This is a genomic window from Spartobacteria bacterium UBA695 (assembly GCA_002298145.1).
In the GTDB taxonomy this organism is placed as follows: domain Bacteria; phylum Verrucomicrobiota; class Verrucomicrobiia; order Chthoniobacterales; family Chthoniobacteraceae; genus UBA695.
Genome location: DBMP01000004.1, coordinates 36406 through 57827, shown reverse-complemented (window position 1 = coordinate 57827; position 21422 = coordinate 36406). Strand labels below are relative to the sequence as shown.

The window sequence follows — 21422 nt, the reverse complement described above, 5'->3', positions numbered from 1 at the left end:
AAAGCACTCGGCAGTCTATTAGGCTTGCGGCTCGCCGGGGCCTGGCGGCTCCGTGCGAAAGATCTCCTCGTAAAGCGCCAGCATGATCAGCGTATAGAGCGGCGCGGTGATGATGAACCCGAGGCCCAGCAGGAGCAGCCCCGAGGCGGCGACCAGCCCTGCGACCATCGAGAGCACGCCGACCTTCCACGGATGCTGGAGCACCTTGCGGCGGCTGAGCTGCATGGCGGGCCAGAAGGGCAGCCCCTTGTCGATGATGAGCGGTACCGAGAACATCCAGCAGTAAACGAAGTAAACCGCCGGGATGGAGCAGGTCATAAGTACCAGCAAAAGTACCATGGCCGTCTGCGGATCGGTGGTGATCGCCTCAAAGGTTCCGTTGCGGGCGGCGTTGATGGCGGCCTCCGGGTCCACCCCCATCATTTTCATCGCGATCAGGGCCGGGATGAAGCAGAGCTGCCAGATGGTGGAGCTGACCAGCGTTTGCAGTACCAGCTGCATAAAGACCGGCTGGTGGAAGCCCGCGAACAAATCGGCGATCTCCATCGGCTCCCGCCGCAGCGCGCGCAGGCTGATCAACATCAGCCCGCCCATGAGCACCCCGTGCAGGAGTAGCGGCACCAGGTAGTCGAGCACCGGCACCACGGCTGAAACGGCGAAAATCGCCCCGGCCACGAACGTTGCTCCCACGAGCACCCCGATGCGGGCGATAAACACCGACCAGGCCTGGGCCACACATTGGCCCACGCGGATGGTGTAGTCCCGGGGCGTTACGCGCTCCACAAAGGCCTCGGGGGTCTCCGTTTCCGGTTCGAGGTCTTCGTCGGATGCTTCAGGTTCCTCGGATTCCTCTGGGGCTTCTTCCTGGGAGGCGTCTTCAGGGTCTTCGGGGGGGATTTCTGATAACGGAAGCCAGCGGCTGTCCATCCCCTCGTGCCAAACCAGAGTTTCGGGACGGATTTTTCCGGTGCGGACCATCTCGGCCCACTCGTTTTCGTCAATCGGTCCCACGCGACGAGGGCCGTCGATGTAATACCATTTCATGCGTCCCCCATCGTCCCGAACCGGAGAAAAAGCGCAAGCTTGAACGGTCGCCCGGGGAAGGGAAAAAGGCCGATTTAGGTCCCCACGGGGCAAAAATACGCGAAAACGGGGGTCTCCCGCGAATACTGTTCTTGCGGGTCGGGGCCAGGTTCGCTTTTCTAGAGCGATCCCACGGGGAGGAACCAACCTTTTTGATACCTATGAGCGACGCTTTCCAAACTTTGCGCACTTTTGAACTCGGAGCCGGACGCACCGGATCGTTTTATTCGCTGCCCGCCCTTAATGAAAAGCTGGGCGGCCGCATCCAGCGCCTGCCCCGGAGCATCCGCGTGGTGCTCGAGTCCGTCCTGCGGAACTGCGACGGCAAGAAAGTGAGCGAAGAAGCTGTGCGCCAGCTCGCCGCCTGGAACGCCAAGGCCCCAGCCGCGGAGGAGATCCCCTTCGTCGTTGCCCGCATCGTTTTGCAGGACTTCACCGGCGTGCCGCTCCTGGTCGACCTCGCCGCCATGCGCACCGCCGTCTCTGCCCTGGGGCGCGACCCGAAGATGATCGAGCCCCTCGTGCCGGTCGACCTCGTCGTGGACCACTCCGTGCAGCTCGACTACGCCGGTTCTGCCGAAGCCTTCCAGCTGAACCTCGACATGGAGTTCAAGCGCAACCGGGAGCGCTACCAGTTCCTCAAGTGGGGCCAGCAGGCCTTCCAGACCTTCGGCGTCATCCCGCCTTCGATCGGCATCATCCACCAGGTTAACCTGGAGTACCTTGCCAAGGGCGTTCTCCAGACCGGCGGCGTCTACTACCCCGATACCCTCGTCGGCACGGATTCCCACACCACCATGATCAACGGCCTGGGCATCGTCGGCTGGGGCGTGGGTGGCATCGAGGCCGAGGCCGGGATGCTTGGGCAGCCCGTCTATTTCCTGACCCCCGAGGTCGTCGGTGTCCACCTCGCCGGCCGCCTGCGCGAGGGCGTCACCGCCACCGACCTGGCCCTTCACCTCACCCAGCTCCTCCGGGCGCAGAAAGTCGTCGGCAAATTTGTCGAATACTACGGCGAGGGGGCCGCCTCCCTGCCGCTGACCGACCGCGCCACCATCGCCAATATGTCCCCGGAATACGGCGCCACCATGGGCTACTTCCCCGTCGACGCCGAATCCATCGCCTACCTCCGCTCCACCGGTCGCACCGAAGAGCAGTGCGCCGCCTTTGAGAACTACTTCAAGGCCCAGGAACTCTTTGGCATGCCCAAGAAGGGGGAGATCGACTACTCCGTGGACCTGGAGCTCGACCTTTCCACCGTCGTCCCCGGCGTCTCCGGTCCCAAGCGCCCGCAGGATCGCGTCAACCTCGGCGACCTCGGCAAGAGCTTCACCAAGATCTTCGCCAAGCCCCTCGCCGAAGGCGGCTACGGCAAGCCCGTCACCGACCTCGCCTTCCGCGTCCCGGTGGCCCTCAACGGCGAGCCGCTGGAGACCCGCCTGCACCAGACTTCCACCGACGACAAACAGAACCATCCCCAGGAAGGCGAACCGGCGAGCAAGGTGGAGATGGTTTCCAACCGGCCCACCACCACGCCCTCGGCTGAGCTGGCCGTCAACCCCTTTACCCATGGCGAAAGCCAGGTTGGCAACGGGAGCATCGTTATCGCGTCGATCACCAGCTGCACCAATACCAGCAACCCGAGCGTCATGATCGGCGCGGGCCTGCTGGCCAGGAAAGCCGTCGAGCGCGGGCTGCGTGTTGACCCGGCTGTCAAGACCTCGCTCGCCCCCGGCTCCCGTGTGGTGACCGATTACCTCGCCAAGACCGGCCTGCAACCGTACCTGGACCAGCTCGGCTTCCAGGTCGTCGGCTACGGCTGCGCCACCTGTATCGGCAACTCCGGTCCGCTCCATCCGCGCATTGAGGAGGCCATCCTCGCGCACGACCTCGTTACCGCCGCCGTCCTTTCTGGCAACCGCAATTTCGAGGCCCGCATCCACCAGAACATCAAGGCGAACTACCTCATGTCGCCGCCCTTGGTCGTCGCCTTCGCGCTGGCGGGCCGTATCAATATCGACCTTGAGAACGAGCCGCTCGGTCAAGATTCCGAGGGCAAGCCTGTCTACCTGCGCGAAATCTGGCCGACCCTCGACGAAATCGGCGCGGCTTTAAAGAGCGCCCTTTCGCCCGAGGTCTTCCGCAAGCTCTACACCGGCTTTGCCGACCAGAACCCGAAGTGGAACGAGATCACCTCCTCCACGGGCGACGTTTACCAGTGGGATGAGAAGAGCGATTACATCCAGAAGCCGCCCTTCTTCAACGGGTTCGGGATGCAGGCCGGGGTGATTAGCGATATCAAAGGCGCTCGGCCGCTGGGCATCTTTGGCGATTCCGTCACCACGGACCACATTTCGCCTGCCGGAGCGATCAAGGCAACCGCGCCCGCGGGCCGCTACCTGGTGCAGCGCGGCGTGGCCCCCACGGACTTTAACTCCTACGGCAGCCGTCGCGGCAATGACCGTGTGATGACGCGCGGCACCTTCGCCAACGTCCGGATCAAGAACCTCATGGTTCCCGGCGTCGAGGGCGGCGTGACCAAGTATTACCCGGGCGGCGAACAGCTTCCTATCTATGATGCCTCCGTCAAGTACCAGGCCGAGGGGACCCCGCTGGTTATCATCGCGGGACAGGAATACGGCACCGGCTCCAGCCGCGACTGGGCAGCCAAGGGGACGCGGCTCTTGGGCGTCAAAGCCGTTGTGGCTGCGAGCTACGAGCGCATTCACCGGTCCAACCTCGTCGGCATGGGGGTGCTCCCGCTCCAGTTCCAAGAAGGCGTGAACGCGCAGACCCTCAAGCTTGATGGGTCCGAGACCTTCGACGTGCTTGGGCTGGGCGAGAGCCTGGTTCCGAGGCAGACCGTGACCCTGGTCATCCGGCGGTCCAACGGCTCCAAGGAGAACGTCCCGGTCATCGTCCGGATTGATACCCCCATCGAGGTCGACTACTACCGCCACGGCGGCATCCTGCCCTACGTGCTCCGGGAGATCCTGGGGAAATAAAACAGATGGGGTGGCAGGGGGCGAACCCTCCTGCCGGACGGCAACACTTTTCCGGCTTCTGACGGAAGAAGGCGTAAGTAGCTTTAGAAAGTTACTTACGCACTTTTTCAACCCAGGCTTTTGAGACTGATTTTAGGTGGCTTTTGTCGTGTTTGACAAAAATTGACAACCCGGAATCAGTGGCTCAGGGCTGCGCCTGGAACGGATAATGACTGACCGGGATGCGGAACCGAGCTGCGGGCGAAACACAAGCTTTCGCCAGAATGTCCTCTTCGCGGAAGCGCGCGATGAGAACCTCGCCTCCCTTGTAGCGCGCGTGGTCGTAAATAACCCAGATGTTGCCCTCGGCATCCTGAATGCCATCAGGATAAGAAACCAATTCACGCTCGTCCAACAGGAGGCCGCCCTGCCAGGAGTGGCCCTCATCTTCGGAGAGCCAGGCGGTCAGATTCTTGCGGTCGCGAGGGTGTTCGACATCGACGACATGGTTGACCAGTAGAAGGCGACCGGACTTCAGGCGCCGGATGAAAAAGCGAGCGTCCGGGCCGCCCAGGGGCGTGGCGCAACCGGGAGTCCACGTTACGCCGCCGTCGCGAGAAAAACTCTGACCGATGCCGTATTTCGTGCGCACAAGCATCCACAACCGGCCATCTTTAAGTTCGACGATCATGTGTTCATCAAAGCTCCGCAATGGCACATCCGCACCGCCGCGACGGAAGAAAGTTTTGCCCTGGTCGGTGGAGATGGTGAGGTTAGACGTCTTTTCCGGCAAAAGCTCCGGCGGGGTCGTGCTGCCGATGAGGTTATCCCATACGGCGGTCGGCAAAGCCCAATCGCCATTGGCTAGAACGGTCGGCTTATTCATCATCACCCCGTTGGCGAAGCGCACCGGGTGACTCCATACAGGGGGCTCCACGTCGCTTGAGACCACGGCCCAGACCCCGCCGCGGCCATCGTAGGTGCTTTTCCCCTGGCTCTGTGCCCAGAACCACCAGAGGCGTCCCTGCGGATCGATCCATAATACCGGATCGTATGCACGCACATCAGCGGGCGGATCGACCACGAGTTCCTCTGACCAAGTTTCACCGCCGTCGATGCTCGTTGCCAGGATCACATAGTTATCCGGTCCTTCGTCCCCGCCCCCTCCATACCAAGTAGCCCACAGCCGCCCGGAGGGGGTTCGCTCGATACCGGGAATTCCCTGGAATCGGCGGGTTTCCGGCTGGTGTCTGGCTTGAAGCGGGGTGGGCGCAACGGGCTGGAGGGCGAGATCGCTATCGTTCATGAATATACTAAAACCGCATTTTTTTCTGTTGGATATAGATCAAATTGGATATTTATATACTAAACCGATCCATGAGCCCTTCCGAAATGCAGGAGCTGATTTTGGCAAAACTGCGAGAGGCAGCCGCGCACGAGTTTCCTCGCCGTCTTTTCTTTTGTACTCCTGGCCCGGATGTGCCCTCCGGAGGCTATATCCTGCCGGTGTCGCGCCTGGACCTCATTCTCTCGGGCCGCAAGCGGGTCGAATTGCCGCTGACAACAGGCCCCGCCGAGTTGGTGATGAAACCCGGGGACGCGTATTTTGCACCGCCGGGTTCATGGGAACGGCATGCTTGGGATACCCGAACGGAGATGCTCTGCATTGTGCCCAACAAAAAATATTTACGGGTTTCGTATTATAACCAACAGGATGTTGCCCGGCGGCCGGTCGCTAGTTATCACCACACGGGGCGCAGATGCTCGGAGCCGATCGACCAGATCATCCATCTCCTGAACCGTCGGGATCGGGCCGAGAGTCTCTGCGGAGCGGCGTTGCACCTGGCGCGGGCCCTCGTGGAGCTCTCGGTGCCCGATTGCCAGCTGGCTCCGCCCGAGGTTGGCGGAAAGGCCGCTCAACGGTTCGAGCAGATCAGTTGTTGGCTGGAACATCATTTTCAGGACAACATCGGGTGCGAAGAAACGGCGGTGCAGTTTGGCATGACGCCCGCTTACCTCTCCCGAATTTTCCGGCAGGCTACCGGCAAGGGATTTCACGACTATCTGACGCGAATCCGGCTAGACTTTGCGCGTTCCTTGTTGATCGGTACCGAACTGCCCGTATCGCTTGTGGGTTTCCAAAGCGGGTTTCGCAACCCGGTGCATTTTGTGCGTCGTTTCCGCGAACTCGAAGGCTTGGCTCCGGGACAGTTCCGCCAACGCGAAAGGGAGCACCCGCACGGCGACGCAGGTTTGCGCTGTTAAAAAATCCACAGGAAAATATGGGTCCGCAAAAAAGTACTTATAGTTCTTCACCTTTCCTATAGAGCCATCATAAGTTAATGGGATGACGAAGTTCGCTATTATCGATCGCATGATTCATCCCGGTATTGTTGCCATCATTCGCTCCGACTCCTCCGAGCAGATACTGGGCGCGGCCGAGGCTCTTTGCGAAGGGGGCGTGATCGCGATGGAAGTGACGATGACCACGCCGGGCGCGCTTCAAGTCATTCATGAAGTTGCTCATCGCTTTGGCAACAAAATCCTGATCGGTGCGGGGAGTGTGTTGGACCAAGAGACTTGTCGTGCCGCGATTCTTGCGGGATCGGAATTTATTGTCACGCCCACTACCCGTCGGGAAGTCATTATGATGTGCAACCGTTATGGCAAGGCGATTGCCAGCGGGGTTTACACCCCCACGGAAGCGCTTAGCGCGCACGAAGCCGGAGCAGACTTCGTCAAAATATTCCCGGCTGACCAACTCGGGCCGCAATACATCAAAAATATCCTCGCCCCCATGCCGTTCCTTCAAATTATGCCGACGGGCGGCGTGACTGTCGCGACGGTGGATGCTTTCATTAAAGCAGGCTCCGTGGCGCTGGGCGTCGGTTCGAGTCTTGTAAACAAAGAGATCCTTAAAAATCGAGATTGGAAGAAACTTTCTGAAACCGCCGCTGCTTTCGTCGCGGCCATTCAAAAGGCTCGCGCTTAACGAAGGCTTGCCGTGGCGCCTTGCAGAAAGCGCTGCAACTCAGGCCGGGTGGGACTCCCTTCCCAGTCGCCGTAGTTCATGCAGGCGATAGCCCCCAAGGCGCAGCCTCTTTCAATCTGTTCTTCCAACGAGAGTTGATCGAGGCGCGCCGACAAAAAGCCCGCATCGAAAGCGTCTCCCGCACCAATGGGATCCAATTCACGAGGAATTGGGAAAACCTCGCGTGAGATTTTCTGTTCGAGTGAATGATAACTCGCCCCATCCTTGCCCTCCTTGATCACTAATTCCCTGACGCCTGAATCTAGAAAGCGTTGCGCCAGATCTGCGGCATTACAGTCGGGGAAAACGATCTCGGCTTCGGCCCGGCTGCTGAACACCCCATGCATATAGGGAAGATGTTTTTGAACAAAGGCTCGGGCTTCCCCGGAAGTCCACAGTTTGGATCGGAAATTGATATCAAACCAAACCTGCGTCCCTGCGGCATTCGCGCGATGGAGCAAATCCGAGGTTGCCTGAAGGCATTGCGGATTGAGAGCGGGCGTGATGCCGCTCAAAAAAAGCAGCACCGATTTTCCCACCGGAACCTTCTCTGCAATCTCCGCGCAACGGGCTCCGAAAGCCGATGGGCGGCGATAATAAAAGACCGAGGGTTCTCCCCATGCCGGGCGATCGCGGAGCATGAGAGCTGTTGTCCATTCGGAATCCACCGCGACGAGGTCGCAATCAACGCCCTCTCCTCGTAGCGACTTCAAAATGCGCCATCCGAAAGGATCGTTTCCCACCGCTGAGCCATAGGAAACCCGATGCCCGAGCCGAGCCAACGCCAAGGCAACGTTCGACTCTGAACCTGCAAAACTTAAAAGCCCTTGGTGCGCATCCGCGAGACGCCCCTCCGAACCGTTGGCGATCAAACCAAGCACTTCTCCGAAACAATAGATCTCTAGTTTTTGACGCGTGTTCATGGTCACATTGCGAATTCTGGTTGCCTTAAAGTAGATATTACCGCCAGGTCCAGATACCGCCATTAAAAAAGCCGCCGCAGCGCCCCTAACGCTACGGCGGCATCGTGTAAGCTGCCCTTTGATTCTTGTTACTTGACCAGGCGACGGCGGGACCGTTGCCAGAAACCCAGCATTCCCACGCCGCCAATCAGCATCGCCCAGGTGCTTGGCTCGGGGACAACGGTGAACTCCATGACGCTGCCGCTTGCTGGCCCTTTGGCATACATGGCATCTGTTACGTCTACGGCTTGGTAGGATACTTTGGAGGAATCCAACGTTGTGTAGTAAAGGCCATTAAAGAGGGTGTCGCCCTGGTTGTTGGTCAGGCCGTTACCATCTATTGCGTAATAGCTAAACGTGGCGTTAGATACGACGCTCTGCAAGTTGCTGGTCGACATTCCGTCTACAAAGAAACCACCGGCATACTTGTTCGTGGATCCAAGCGAGAGATTCGAGAAGTAGACGCTGATCGAGGTCCCCGCCTCAAGGGTAAGCCCATTGCTGCTGGTAATATGCAGTACGTCGTTCAAGCTACTGGTCGCGTTGGTGTAGTCCGGCACCCCTGTCGTCAACTCAAATGCGAAACTCAAGAACCCGGTGGCAACGCTGGAGGTTACTGAGGTTGCCGTCAAGATGCCGGGGCTGTTGCCAGGAGAGACGAGGCCGGAGCCGCTGATGGCTCCCGTGGATAGTGTCCCGTTCAAGGTGCCGCTGGCGAGGACGACGTTTCCGGTGGAGCCGCTGCCTTTCAAGGTTGCGCTGTTCACAGTCACGCTGCTGCTGGTGCTGCCAGTGACGTTCAAGATGCCCGTCGAGGCGACGCTGATGCCGCCGGAGGAGGTCATCGAGCCAGCCAGGTTGCTGCTGCCACTAAAGACGGTTGCCCCCGTTACGGAAAGGTTGGAGCCGTTCACGTTGCCGCCATGGACATTGAGGCCGCCGCTTACGGAGCCGCCGCCGCTCAGGGTTTTCCCGCCCTGGACGGTAAGGCCTCCGGTGATCGAGCCGTTGTTGGTGATGTTGGCATTGAAGGCGCTGGCGGAAGCATAGGCTCCGTTGTTAATCGTCACATCGTTATTGAAGGTCAAGCTGCCCGCAATGGTGCCGCTATTAACGACCGCTCCGCCAATGGAACCGGTGCCGTTGAGGGTGGCGCCAGCGTCGACGGTGACGGCGCTTCCCTCGGCAAGCGAACCATTCACAGCCAGGGCTCCGCTGGAGACTTCAGTTGCGCCGGTGTAGCTATTCACCCCGGCGAGGGTTAGCGTGCCAGCCCCCAGCTTCTTCAAGCCTCCAGTATTGGAACTATTCAGTGCCGTGGCGTAGGAAAGCGACTGCCCGTTCGTGTCGATGATCATCGTTCCCGTGCTGCCTTTGATGCGGGCTGAATAGTCGACCACATTGCTGGCGCTATATTGGAGAATGCCGCCGCTGAAGGCTATCGTGCCGGAGGTCCCCAAGGCATTGGTATTGGCCAGCGACAAGACCCCTCCATCGACGATGGTATTCCCCGTGTAGGTGTTTGCCCCGGTGAGCACCCAGGTGCCCGTGCCTTTCTTGGCCAGAGAGGTAGCGCCGCCCGTGCCATCGCCGAGGATTGCGGCCAAGGTATTGTTGCCCGTGCTGGTGCCGGAGAGGGTCAGCGTGCGGGAGCCGTTGCCGGTGAAAGTTACCGCAGAGGTGTTGGCGAAGTTTAAAGTCGCGCCGGATGCGTCGATTCCGCCGCCTTTCTCGGTAAGGGTGAAGCGGCGATCGGTGCTTGCTGCCGCGGCGCCGGTATATTGGAGTGTGCCGCTGTCGAGCACGAGGTTGGAAGCGGTTGTTCCAGATGCGCCAATGGCGCTGTTTGCACCGCCGTTCGCCAACGTGGTCGCGTTCAAGACGCCCCCCTTAATGGCAGTGACGCCGGTATAGTTACTGGTGCCGGCAAGAGTTTGCGTGCCAGATCCAATTTTGGTCAATCCACCGTTTCCAGAGATAACACCTGCATAGGTGGTTGAGGTGTTGTCTCCACCCGTGGTGAGAGTGGCGTTTCCCAGGGTGGTGCTACCGCCGGTTACACCACCGCCCGAGAGGGATCCAACGGAAGTACTGAAGTTGGCCAAGTTCATTCCCACACCCGCAACATTTGCCAACTGAATTGCTGAATTCAAGCCGAACGCACCACCAACCCCATCCACCGATGCGATTCCAGCCTGGATTGTACCCGCGTTGATTGTCGTTGTTCCGGTATAGGTATTGATGCCACCAAATACCTGCGAGCCCGTACCAATCTTCGTCAGCCCACCTGTTCCTTTAATGACACCGTAGAAGGTGGGGCCGGTGTTATCTTCTCCGAGCGTAAGGGTATGCGAGCCGAGGATGACATTGCCGCCCAGGTCCCCGCCACCTGATAGCGAGCCGATCGTTGTATCGAAGTCGCTGATGTCGAGATTCGTATTTGCCGCATTATTCAATATAATAGCTGACTTCCACCCAAAGGCACCACTAACTCCCTGCACGGAAGCGATGCCTGCTTTCAGTGTGCCTTGCAAAACATCGGTGCGACCCGAATAAGTGTTGGCGGCGGAGAGGGTAAGGGTATCCGCTCCATTCTTAATAAGACGTCCAGTGCTTCCGATGCTAATGGAGCCGCTGATCGTGAGCCCCCCGGTGCCCATCGTATGAACGATGATCTCTTTGCCCGAAAGTCCAATTGCGCCGTTCGAAATTGTATATGAATTAGCGCCGATGGAGAGAATACCCATCTGGCCAGCATCCAATGTGCCGCCGCTAAGGTTAAGGGATCCAGCTCCGCTGGTCGTATCAATTGTGAGAGTGCTTACGCCTAAAGAAGCTCCGGTATGAACTATATTTCCAGAGGTGATATAATCGGTGGCGGTGCTATTGCTGTTCGCGGCAAGTGTCGTTTGGCCTGTTAAACGGACAAGATTTGTACCGTTTGCTCGTGCGAATCCGATGCCGGTGGAGTCCTTAATAATTGCATAGCCGAGTGTTGCGGCAGATAGCGTAGTTGCAATTGAGGTATTTGCCGAGCTTGCATCGATAAATAATGTGCTACCAATGTTGCGGGAGAAGCTCCCGATGGTAAGTGTCGTGCCGGTTCCCCCTTTCGAATCAAGAACAATAGTGCTGCCAATGTGACCAGTAAGAGTCACAACGCCAAGCGTCTGAGCACTGCCAGTGCTCTTCCCCTTTACGAGCAGGGTGCCTCCATCATAGGTTGTCCCCCCAAAGCCAAGGGTTAGCGCATTGCCACTTTTAATGATGTTTGAAGAGGGCGCGCCCGAGGCGGAAAAGTCCAAAACCAGCGTGCCTTTTGCAACGGTTGTGGCTCCAGAGTAGGTGTTGGCTGCCGATAAAACCCAGGTGCCAGCTCCTTGTTTGCTGATGCTTAACCCGCTCGTCGGGGTCCCGTCGCTGATGACTCCGCTGATGGTGTTGTTGCCCGTGTTCACTCCACCCAAGATGAGCGTTTCAGAAGTGGTTGCGGTAGAGGAAATCGGCCCCGCAAAGTTCAACGTATTGGTTGAGTCCGCACTGAGATTTTGGAAGGTATGAGTCCCCGCCGCAGCACCACCGATGGTGATAGGGGCATTGAAAAGAATGGTCTTATTAGATCCGGCGATCGAAGCAGTAATCTGGGTGATCGAGCTCTGAGCGAGTGAAAAAGTGCCACCCGCCAATGCCCCTACGGTGAAGGTTCCCAATACGGTTCCCGCATTGGTATCAAATGTGATATTTTTTACGCTGACAGCACCGGTATTTACGACAGAGGTGAGAGCGGTATTAAAAGTGGCATTGACTCCGCTTGGAATGCCACCGCTCCAGTTTGCGCCGTTACCCCAATCCGCTCCCGATGCGCCAATCCAGGTGGAGTCCGCGTTTGCGGAGTAAGCGCCGAGCAGCACGATCGATGCTAGTACGATGGGGGTTTTGAAATTCTCAAACGAGGGGAAACCAAATGAATGATTATTCATAATAGCGGGGATTTTGTAGAATGGCCGACAGGGGTTGTGTTGCTATTCGTGTCGTATTTGACTGGGAAAAGAATCGCCGCTCGCTTTGCTGCTTCCAAGGTAAACAGAATTTATTCTGTCGATGGGTGGATCCAAACTGATTCTGGGGGCTTTGCGTGGTCGATTTTACTGTGACAAAACTGTTTCCCGTGTAGCTGTTGCTCTCGGGGCCTAGAAATGAAGCATCTCAGGTGCCATTTGCGCGACGAATGCAATTAACTTCTTGTGAAACGATGATTCAACGGTTCCCTAACAATCCTTTGTTTTCTCCCGCCGATATTCAACCATCGCACCCGGATTTCAAAGTCCTCTGCGTTTTTAATCCGGCGGCAACGATCTTTGAAGGGCGTCGTCTGCTTTTGATGCGAGTTGCGGAAACTCCCATTCCCCAAGAGGGCTATGTTGCCACGCCTGTGGTTGATCCCGATAGCGGCAAGATGGTGGTTCGGCGATTTCGCATCGACGATCCGGATGTAAAAATAGGCGATCCGCGCGCCTTTACTTATAAAGGTGAAACCTTCCTCACCAGCCTCAGTCATTTGCGAATCGCGACCAGCCAGGATGGGGTTCATTTCGTCGCGGAGCCGCATCCCGCGATGTACCCATGCGGGCCTTACGAAGCCTTTGGAATTGAAGACGCTCGGATTACGCTCGTGGATGGGCATTTCTATATCAACTACACTGCGGCGTCACCTTTAGGTGTTGTCACAGCGCTTGCGCGTACGGACGATTTCAAAACTTTCCAGCGGTTAGGTATCGTTTTTGGGCCGGATAACAAAGACGTTGCGCTGTTCCCCGAAAAAATCGATGGTCGCTATTATGCGTTCCACCGGCCGGCGGTAAAACATTGCGGACTTCCTTCCATCTGGCTCGCGTCTTCCAATGATCTGCTCGACTGGGGACGGCATCATTTTGTCGCCGGACCGCGTCTCGGTCACTGGGATTGTGAGCGGGTCGGCGCAGGTTCAGCGCCGATCAAAACTGAGCATGGATGGCTCGCGTTTTACCATGCCGCGGATCACAACACTCGCTATTGCCTTGGTGCAATGCTGCTGGATCTCAAACAGCCGTGGCGCGTTCTTGCCCGCCCCGAAGAACCCTTCTTTATTCCAAAAGCCGACTACGAAATCGCGGGTGGATTTATGCCCAATATCGTTTTCCATAATGGAACGATTGATCGCGGCGATGGCACCGTGGAGCTTTACTACGGCGGCGGCGACCTCGTGACATGTGGTGCGCGTGTGAAAATCAGCGATCTGTTGGCCTACCTGAAATGCTGATTGGAAAATGCGTGGGAACCGTGGCAAACCGCTCCCGCCGCAACCCCCAACACAGCTTTCTTAAGCCCCTTTAACCAGGCGGAAGGGAATACGAATTCTTTCCATGGGCTTCCCAGCCCAAAGGGCCTCCATGTTTTGAAACAAAGCCTGGGCAAGGTCATCGGTGCTGTTTTCCACCCAATCGCATCGAAGCGGAACAGCATAGGGCGATTCCGCATTTCGGTGAAGGATGAGTTTGATCTCCTCCGGAACTTTGATCTGCTTTTCCAGTATGACCGACACCACTCCATGCGCCACCAAATCCGGAAAGACAACCAACCCCTCTGGTCGCTGCTCAAGTTCCCATAGAGAACTAAAATGATTGTAGCCTCTTAGTTCCTGGCTTTTGCATGAAACTAGGATCCATTCGTATTTCACTTCAAGATTTACCGATTCGGCCACGCCAGCTACGTGCTCCAGGAAATCTGCGCTCGTCATATATTGCGGGAGCATCAGGCCGACGGAACGGCACCCCAGTTCGGCGAGGCGGTGAAAGGAATCCGTAATCAACTGACGGTAATCCATGTCAACAAAAGTGGTGCTGCTTCCCGTCGCCGCTGAGAATGGGACGCCTGCTTCCTGCATCCAATCCGTCATTTTGTCATAGAGCTTAATCCCGATAATCCCATCGACGGCCCCATCTTCCAAAATCTTGTCGAATAAAGCAGGGCGAAGGATGCGCTGGTTTTCCGGCCTGCGGTCGATCAAGGGAATCATCTTGACCTTCTTTTCCTGACCAAGCGTCAATAAACTCCAGAATAAGTTGAGATAATAAAATGTCGGATCTTTCGTTTTGGGATCGCCGCCCGAATAAAGAATGACTCTCCGTTGTTCGGGTTCGCCGTATTTTTCGGGCTCTATACTCTCGGGAATTGTCAGGCTATCTATTGCCGAATGGCGATGCTTTGGATTGGGGTCCATGATTTTGAATCGGAAACTCGGGGGCGTTGGCGATAATGCTAGCTAAATAGAGAATCCAATGCTCAAATTGTATATCGGCTTTGATTTTTTGCCACTGTTTTCATCCGAACTCCCCCATGCCTCGCAAGCAAAACACGATAAAGCTCCCTCCCCTCAGAGAGGTTTTTCCTTCGTTTACGAAATTCGAAGCAGGCGAAAATCATCAGCGAATCATTACCAATCTCATTCGTGAATGTTGCACGGGATTGCAGCAAAATGAAGCGCTGATCTTTTACACGGTTCGTGAAATCGCGTCGTTTTTCAACGTTTCCCTGCGCACGGTTGCGTTGAGTTATGCGACGCTGGACCGCGAGGGGATTCTCTCGCGGGTTCGCGGTTCCCGAACGATGCTGACTGGCAAAAAGCTTACTCCCCAGCAACCAGTTCATGCGGTGGTCGGACTGCCAATCCGCCTGCAATCGCTGATTACTTCGCCCTTTGAATGCCGCCTTCAAATGGCGATGGAGGAAAGCCTGCGGAGCAGGGGATTTGTGGCGGACTCCATTTTTTTCCGGATTGATGAAGAGTGCGATCCTGATTTTACCACCCGGCTAGCACGGCACAACTTGGATGTAGTCATCTGGTATTCGCCACATCCGTTGAGCAGTCATATTTTGATGTCTCTGCGGGACAAGGGAATTAGGTTGGTGCTTTTACAGCCATCAGAGATGCCCCTGGGGATTCCTTCCCGCACGCATTTGCTGGAATGGAGAATTGCCTACAGAGCCATGGCCAAGCAGTGGGCTGCCGATGGAATTGGACGTATTTTTGTGCCGACCCCGGAACACCTCCTCTCCCTCCGCGCATTAAAGCAACTCAAGCCGATCCTTGAGGAATTCGGGATGGAAATGGTCCCGATTCAGGCTACCGAAAGCTCCCTTAGCCTGTCCCTCCTTGAGCAGCATTCTCCGGAACGAAAAGATGTGCTCGCCTTCATGGATACGCAAACCGCCGATGCCTTGTGCAACGGATATCCCGAGCTCCTTGAAAACATTTTGGATTGCGCCCGGGTCGCTTTTTGCCGCGGTTCGGTACGGGTTCCACGGCTGATTACCAAACGGGCTAGGGTTGATGTCGTGGAACTGGATCCCGAGGTAGTTGCCAAGGAAGTCGTTAAAGACCTTTGTAATCTGACGCAAAAACAAGAGAATACCAGGCTGACATTTGAAGCGGAATTTTATCCTCAAGTCATCATGGGGTCGGTGCGGGATTTATAACCTGCAACCGCTTCTATCGTGTCAATTCTGTTTCCGTTGGCCCAAGGGAAATTCTTCGCCAATATTCCGTCTATGATCTTCATTACCGTTCCGTTTCTATCGCGGTTGCAACGGGGCAGCGCCGCTTCAGGAGGGGGCATGTCTGTCTGAAGGAGGGCTATGGACGTTGATTCGATATCTGGAATGAATAGAGCCCGTCTCATTATGAATAGGCAAAAGGCATTCACGCTAGTTGAGCTCATCAGCGTCGTATCGATCATTGTTCTCCTTTTGACGTTCTTGGCTCCGTCGTTGCGGAATTCGGATGCGGTGCTCCTTGGAACAACCGGTGTCCGTTTGGACGGGTTGATGGAGGCATGGAGACAAACGGCCATTATGTCCCGACAGCCGGTGGCCGTCGCGATGCTTGCAGGGGATAATGCGGCGAACCAGCATTTTACCGCAATGCGCTGGTTCCCTGAAAGCTCTGGAACGGCCGGTGTTTGGAAGCAGATATCAAAATGGGAATCTCTTTCCGAGGGAATATTGAGCGATAAAACGGACAGTTCCGGAAACTATTTGGGAGCTTTCCTGCCTGATTATTCACCTGACCTTAATAATTCGCTCCCTAACCTTGTCTATGAGGGAGTGACCTACCGTCCTGGAAAAACGCCAGGCTATGGTTACATTGTATTCCTGCCGGATGGCAGTCTTTATCAGGATGCGAAAGGGCCTCCCGTTCCATGCAAGCTTCGGCTTGTCGCGGGCATGCGGGCTGGCGAAAGCATCGGGTACCATGGTTTAAAGAACAACGATGGAAGGCCTGCCAATTATTTTGAAATTGTACTAAACGCCTCCGGCCGGAGCAAAGTGGTTCGTCCCTGAAACGGAGCTCCCCCCGTCCCTTCAGAGAACTTGTGAAACTCTTTATCAAACAGTGCGGTTTCAGTCTGGTTGAAGTGGTTCTTGCCCTCGGCATCGTAGCCGTCGGGCTGATTGGCGTGATCAGTGTTATTTCGTATTCATTGCAGAGCGACTCTGCCTCACGGGATGACACGGCGTTGGGTCTCATGACTCAAACTACGATTACCGAACTGCATGCGATCGGATATTCAATGGTGATCGGCACTGGGAGCGGTGCGCCAAAATACACCGATGCCGATCCAGATTACTTTTTTGCCGCCAGCGGTGCCCTTTGCCGTGATGCAATGGGCGCGCCGATCACTAACGCTACGGCGGCAAGTGCCAATCTTCCGGTCTATTGCTGCACCGTTACGATCAAAAATTCGCCCCAGCAGCCGTCCGGTATGGTTTATCTTCGCCTTGATTTCTCCTGGCCCATCGCGGCGCCAACTGCGAAACGGCAACACAAAATGGTCTTTACTAGCCTCGCGAAATATGACGATTTTTAGGAGGCGTTGATTGTATCACCATGGGCCAATTGCATCTCTCTTCGTCGCGATTGAAGGCCACTCCGCCCGGATTTACCTTGGTGGAGATCTTGGCTGCTGTCTCCGTTTTGGTCGTGTTGGTGGTTGTGCTCAGTTCAATGGCCAGCCATGTGGGAAAACTCTGGACCCGCATCGATTCCCAAAATCAGCGCCGGACTGTGGCGCGCGCACTTTTGCAGTCGATGGCCCGGGAAATTCAGATGATCCGAATACCGGTTCCTGCAAATCCCTTGGCCAGCGTCAGCGGCTCTGGAAATTTGCAATTGGCGGTTAATTTGACAAAAATCGCGGACAAGGAGGCGATTCCGTCGGATTGTTTAAATCCCCACGCGATTTTTTTCCAGGCACCGATCGCCGTCAATGATAGCTGTGGCGCCATCGCGGAAGTTGGCTACTTTGTTCGTTGGGATACCACTAGCAAGCCCGGTGTCGCCACGGCAAATCTGAGCCGGTTCTATGCGGACCCGAGCAAAAGTAGCGATTTCCTCATTTACTCCGGCTCCAATTGGTTTGCCAATGTCCTTAACGTCGCTCCTGCAACGGCCCCCTCCTGGAATGGCTGGCTTGCTGACAACGTCATCGCTCTTTTTGTACGATGCCTAAACAAAGACGGTGTGCCGATTACAGTAAATGCCAACGGGCAGGCATTCGAGGCTGGAAACCCATTCGCATTTGATTCGTCGCAAGGCTATACTGACCCCACGACCCTGTTGGTGCATCAAGCACCGGCAGTTCCCCCCTGCATTGAAATCACCATCGTTGTGGTTGATTCCAATACAGCGCAAAAAATCAAAACACCATTCGTCGCCACCGTCATGACACCCGCGGATCTGAATAAAGACAAAAATATGAGCGGAAGCGTGTTATCCTTTGTCAATCAGTTGCCGCCTTCAATCAGACCCGGAGTGGAAGTTTTCTCAACCACCGTCTTTCTTAATACAGACACCTATTAGCGCACCTCATGAAGAGATACCCCCCATTGACTGCGCTGCCATCCTCCAGGCGTCGGAACCCAATCGCCGGGAAACAGGAGATCGCATCGGCGATTGTTATCACTCTGACGCTACTTGCCCTTGTCACCATTCTTGCCGTGGGAATGTTCAGCGTGATGATGCCTGAACGAGTCTCCGCAAATGCAAATGTGGAAGCAGCTTGCGCGCGCAGTTTCGCCGAAATGGCTGCGGATCAAGCGTTGTCGCTCATTCGCGAAGCAACGACCACTGGAACAAGCAACACCTTCTGGGCTTCGCAACCAGGGCGAATCACCGTGTTTAATGGTGATGGAAGCGTCAATACCACCGCTTCCCGTGACCTTCATTCAGGGAAACCGGCGGGCGGCATTGACACCGATGCCGTCGATTTAAACCAACCCTCGTTTGGCGGGAAATACCCGGTTGCATCCCCCGAGGCCGTCGCCAGCGGAGCGGTTCCGGCCATGAAAGTAAAATGGATTAACGTATTGCAGGACCCAACCCAAGGGGCCGGCGTCAATAACCAGATCATTGGACGCTATGCGTTTTGGGTGGACGACGAAACGGCCAAACTCAACATCAACACGGCTGACGGCACGGTCCAGAGCGGGACTTCCTGGTACGGTGCGGGTAATCCCTCCGCGGTATCGCTGCTCGCGCTAAAGAGCGGCAGTTCCGAGATGTCTTTGGCAACAGGGACTGCTATCGCCACCTATACGGGGATGCGGACCAACACAGGCACCAGCGGACGCGCTTTCAACGACCCAAGCGAAATTCTTCAAGTCACCGGAACCGGTTCCTATTACACCGACAATAACTTCGGCATCACAACCTATAGTCGCGCTCCGGAGTTAAATATCTTTGGGGAACCCAAGATTTATTTGGTGACTACCTCGACCGACAGCACCCCGCAAAATACGATGCTTGGGGCGTATAATACGACAGCGGTGCTTTCAGGCGGCACGAATTCTTTGCCCGTGCCGGGAGGTCCTCTCACCCAAGTATATCCTTTGGCCAATCAGCTACCGACTTACACCTACACGCCTCAGGGAGGTGCCTCAACCACCAAGCAACTTCCGCAGTATTTTCAAAGCCAAAGCATTAGTCTACTTAACACCACGGACCCTGACTATGCGCTAGGCATGCGGATTGCGAACTATTTGAAGGGAAAAAACAGCCAAAACCATGCAATTACATGGCCGGATTTTGGATCGGGAACGCAAGGATTCGCGGGAAAATACACGGATCGCCAGATTGATTCCATTGCTCTGCAAATTCTTAATTATCTCAAAAATGGCATATTCACAGACAACGGCAAGACCTATTCAGATACCTTTTATTTACCCAAGGGGTTTCTGAGTGGAAAATTGGTCAATGCCCCAGGACGAGGGATATCCATAACCGAGGTTGTTATGACCATCCAAGCCAATGATGGAAACCCCGCCCCAACAGTTTCAATTCAAATATCGGTTGAAGCCTATTTTCCCAAAGAATTCCAGGGTAGGGATATGAAGGTGAATAATTTGTATTTTGGCCCCAATGCGAACAACTCCTTTATGTCGGCGGGATCAAATATTAGAGACTACCTGAATGTCTATGATATCCCGGCATTGAATTCAAACTCGCAGGTTGTTACTTACACTGGATCGAACGGGGTAAGTGCTACCGGTACGGTTTCAAATTTGCCCGTGGGAGATTCTGTGTTGGGAGGAAGCTGGGCGGACAATATGCTCAGAATTTTGGATCAAGACGGCCTCTCGGCAGGTGTCGATCTGATGGGTAATAATCGCCTTATCAAGGACCCGGATCAAGCGAAAGCCGCCCTATATCATCCCTATACGATCTGCACAGACACCAATAGCAGCTACTATAACGCCTCGAAGCCACCAAACGAACAGGTTTATATGGGAGCGATGGAAACGGTGATCCAAAGCGGTACGAATGTAACCTCTGTCCCACGTGGTCCGGTTTCTGCATTCTATATGCTGTATCCGATAGCTGACAGTACATCCCCGTGGAGCCCTGGTACTTATCGAGCTCTCCGCAATTACAATTGCGACTACGCTTATCCAATAAAGAAGGGCGTCACGGGGTTAAAGATTGAGGGAGGATTGGCTATCTGGCTTGCGAATGGCAACGGGGGCTGGCATACCAACGTTCCATTGGAGAGTATTCGCGGCAAGTTTACGGGCGAAACGGTTAGCAATATTCGGCAGGACATTCTTAAAGCCGTTATTCCAATACCCGCAGGCCTTACAATCCCTATTCCGGGCACTGTAACGATTCACATGCAGGTTGCCGACCCCCTAGTAAACAACTTCCCTGCAGATTGGATTACCACGGTAAATCCTCCGGCTTCAGAAATCACCTTGAGTGTTAATCCACGACACCAAGCCACCAGCTATCAAAATGGCTTGAACACGATTTCTCAAGCGCCAAACGGCGACCCCTCTGGTTTTTGGCTGCCGAATCAGGACATTAATGTCAGTCCGAAGAGTCAACGGTTCCCTTCCAGCGGGTACTTGCAATATATTCATACGGGCCTCATGCCAGACAAAGCATACGATCCCACCGTTTCCGGCTCCAATGTCGTGGCAAGGGGAACCCCATTTCGATTGCTGAGTTTTGCGCCAGCCAACGACCCGGGCCAGCAGACGGCGGGCGGGACGAGCTATCCCGACTGGGCGATGCTTGATTTATTTACCGTTCCGGCAGCCTACCAACCCGCCTATCAACAAGGCGCGACCGCTCTGCCCAGCATTCAATTGACTTGGGGTGGGGCGACTTCGGGGCGTCTAAATCCCAACAGCGCCCTTATTCCGTTCTCTGAATCCAATCCCGGGACAGCCTTGCGCACCACACCTCTGGAGGGGGTAATGAAGGGGCTTTCCACGTCCTCCAGTTATACGTCTGGGGCCGCCCAATCCAGTGCTGTGGTCGATGAAAAGGCGATTGCGACGGCGATCGATACCTATGTAGCAAGCTTGGGACGCCCCTTAAAACTGCCCGGAGAGATCTGCAACGTTCCGGCGGTGGCTAACCTGCTTTATTCTGGCTCAGCTTTGTTGAACAATGGCTCGTCCCAAGCGTATTCATCGCGGAACGATCTGATCCGCCAAATTATCGGGAATCTCTCCACGCGGAGCAACACCTACACGGTATGGACGGTTGGGCAGACGATCAAAAAGAGGCGAACCAACACTCAATACGGCGTAGGCGAATCGACAGACACGGTCCTGGCTGAAAGCAGAATGAAGTTTGTGATTGAGCGTTACTTGGACCTGGGCAAAGACGGCGTCCCGGGTAACCTGGCGAATCCGGGAAACGACAATACGGTCGGAACGCCTGATGACGTTGTGGATACAGGATCCAATGCCAATCATCCGGCCATGACGTATCCATTGCATTACAAATACCGCGTCCTATCAGTCTCTCGTAATTAGCTT

The 21422-nt window shown here is 55.8% G+C and carries 14 protein-coding genes; 9 read left to right on the top strand and 5 right to left on the bottom strand.

Features of this window, described 5'->3' with window-relative positions:
• Nucleotides 1-18: 18 nt before the first annotated feature.
• Nucleotides 19-1044 (bottom strand): GYF domain-containing protein, encoded by a 1026-nt coding sequence (locus B2828_RS01400; RefSeq protein WP_479631889.1) that lies wholly within the window; start codon nucleotides 1042-1044, stop codon nucleotides 19-21.
• A gap of 200 nt (nucleotides 1045-1244) precedes the next feature.
• Between B2828_RS01400 and acnA the strand changes: the two genes are divergently transcribed.
• Nucleotides 1245-4088: an aconitate hydratase AcnA gene (gene acnA, locus B2828_RS01395; RefSeq protein WP_479631888.1), complete on the top strand. Its 2844-nt coding sequence runs from the start codon at nucleotides 1245-1247 to the stop codon at nucleotides 4086-4088.
• Between the two features lie 184 nt (nucleotides 4089-4272).
• Here the strand turns inward: acnA and B2828_RS01390 are convergent, their stop codons facing one another.
• Complete coding sequence (locus tag B2828_RS01390) at nucleotides 4273-5373, bottom strand: sialidase family protein (RefSeq protein WP_479631887.1); 1101 nt, start codon at nucleotides 5371-5373, stop codon at nucleotides 4273-4275.
• Between the two features lie 71 nt (nucleotides 5374-5444).
• Here B2828_RS01390 and B2828_RS01385 point away from each other — a divergent pair, with 71 nt between their 5' ends.
• Together B2828_RS01385 and B2828_RS01380 are read left to right on the top strand one after the other, a co-directional pair.
• Nucleotides 5445-6332, top strand: coding sequence for a helix-turn-helix transcriptional regulator (locus tag B2828_RS01385; protein WP_479631886.1), 888 nt, complete (start codon nucleotides 5445-5447; stop codon nucleotides 6330-6332).
• An 82-nt stretch (nucleotides 6333-6414) separates the two neighbouring features.
• Nucleotides 6415-7059: a bifunctional 4-hydroxy-2-oxoglutarate aldolase/2-dehydro-3-deoxy-phosphogluconate aldolase gene (locus tag B2828_RS01380; RefSeq protein ID WP_479631885.1), complete on the top strand. Its 645-nt coding sequence runs from the start codon at nucleotides 6415-6417 to the stop codon at nucleotides 7057-7059.
• Here B2828_RS01380 and B2828_RS01375 read toward each other — a convergent pair.
• Nucleotides 7056-8021, bottom strand: coding sequence for a sugar kinase (locus B2828_RS01375; RefSeq protein ID WP_479631884.1), 966 nt, complete (start codon nucleotides 8019-8021; stop codon nucleotides 7056-7058). The two genes, B2828_RS01380 and B2828_RS01375, sit on opposite strands and share 4 nt — an antisense overlap.
• Before the next feature lie 128 nt (nucleotides 8022-8149).
• Nucleotides 8150-12040 carry an autotransporter-associated beta strand repeat-containing protein gene (locus B2828_RS01370; RefSeq protein WP_479631883.1) on the bottom strand — a complete coding sequence of 1297 codons (3891 nt, stop codon included), beginning with the start codon at nucleotides 12038-12040 and terminating at the stop codon, nucleotides 8150-8152.
• A gap of 248 nt (nucleotides 12041-12288) precedes the next feature.
• Between B2828_RS01370 and B2828_RS01365 the strand changes: the two genes are divergently transcribed.
• Nucleotides 12289-13359, top strand: a complete 1071-nt coding sequence (locus B2828_RS01365) for a glycoside hydrolase family 130 protein (RefSeq protein WP_479631882.1) — start codon at nucleotides 12289-12291, stop codon at nucleotides 13357-13359.
• A gap of 60 nt (nucleotides 13360-13419) precedes the next feature.
• Here the strand turns inward: B2828_RS01365 and B2828_RS01360 are convergent, their stop codons facing one another.
• Nucleotides 13420-14319, bottom strand: a complete 900-nt coding sequence (locus tag B2828_RS01360; RefSeq protein ID WP_479631881.1) for a substrate-binding domain-containing protein — start codon at nucleotides 14317-14319, stop codon at nucleotides 13420-13422.
• Nucleotides 14320-14435: 116 nt separating this feature from the next.
• On the opposite strand from B2828_RS01360, the gene B2828_RS01355 reads away from it, so the two are divergent.
• The 5 genes from B2828_RS01355 (at nucleotide 14436) to B2828_RS01335 (ending at nucleotide 21419) form a co-directional block, all read left to right on the top strand.
• Nucleotides 14436-15575 carry a hypothetical protein gene (locus tag B2828_RS01355; RefSeq protein ID WP_479631880.1) on the top strand — a complete coding sequence of 380 codons (1140 nt, stop codon included), beginning with the start codon at nucleotides 14436-14438 and terminating at the stop codon, nucleotides 15573-15575.
• 159 nt (nucleotides 15576-15734) lie between these two features.
• Entirely contained in the window at nucleotides 15735-16439 is a 705-nt protein-coding gene (locus tag B2828_RS01350; protein ID WP_479631879.1) for a prepilin-type N-terminal cleavage/methylation domain-containing protein, read from the top strand.
• 32 nt (nucleotides 16440-16471) lie between these two features.
• A complete protein-coding gene (locus B2828_RS01345; RefSeq protein WP_479631878.1) occupies nucleotides 16472-16966 on the top strand; it encodes a prepilin-type N-terminal cleavage/methylation domain-containing protein in 495 nt (164 codons plus the stop codon).
• 20 nt (nucleotides 16967-16986) lie between these two features.
• A complete protein-coding gene (locus B2828_RS01340) occupies nucleotides 16987-17958 on the top strand; it encodes a prepilin-type N-terminal cleavage/methylation domain-containing protein (RefSeq protein ID WP_479631877.1) in 972 nt (323 codons plus the stop codon).
• A gap of 26 nt (nucleotides 17959-17984) precedes the next feature.
• The gene (locus B2828_RS01335) at nucleotides 17985-21419 is read left to right on the top strand and encodes a hypothetical protein (protein WP_479631876.1); all 3435 of its coding nucleotides are present in this window, start codon (nucleotides 17985-17987) and stop codon (nucleotides 21417-21419) included.
• Nucleotides 21420-21422: the final 3 nt, after the last annotated feature.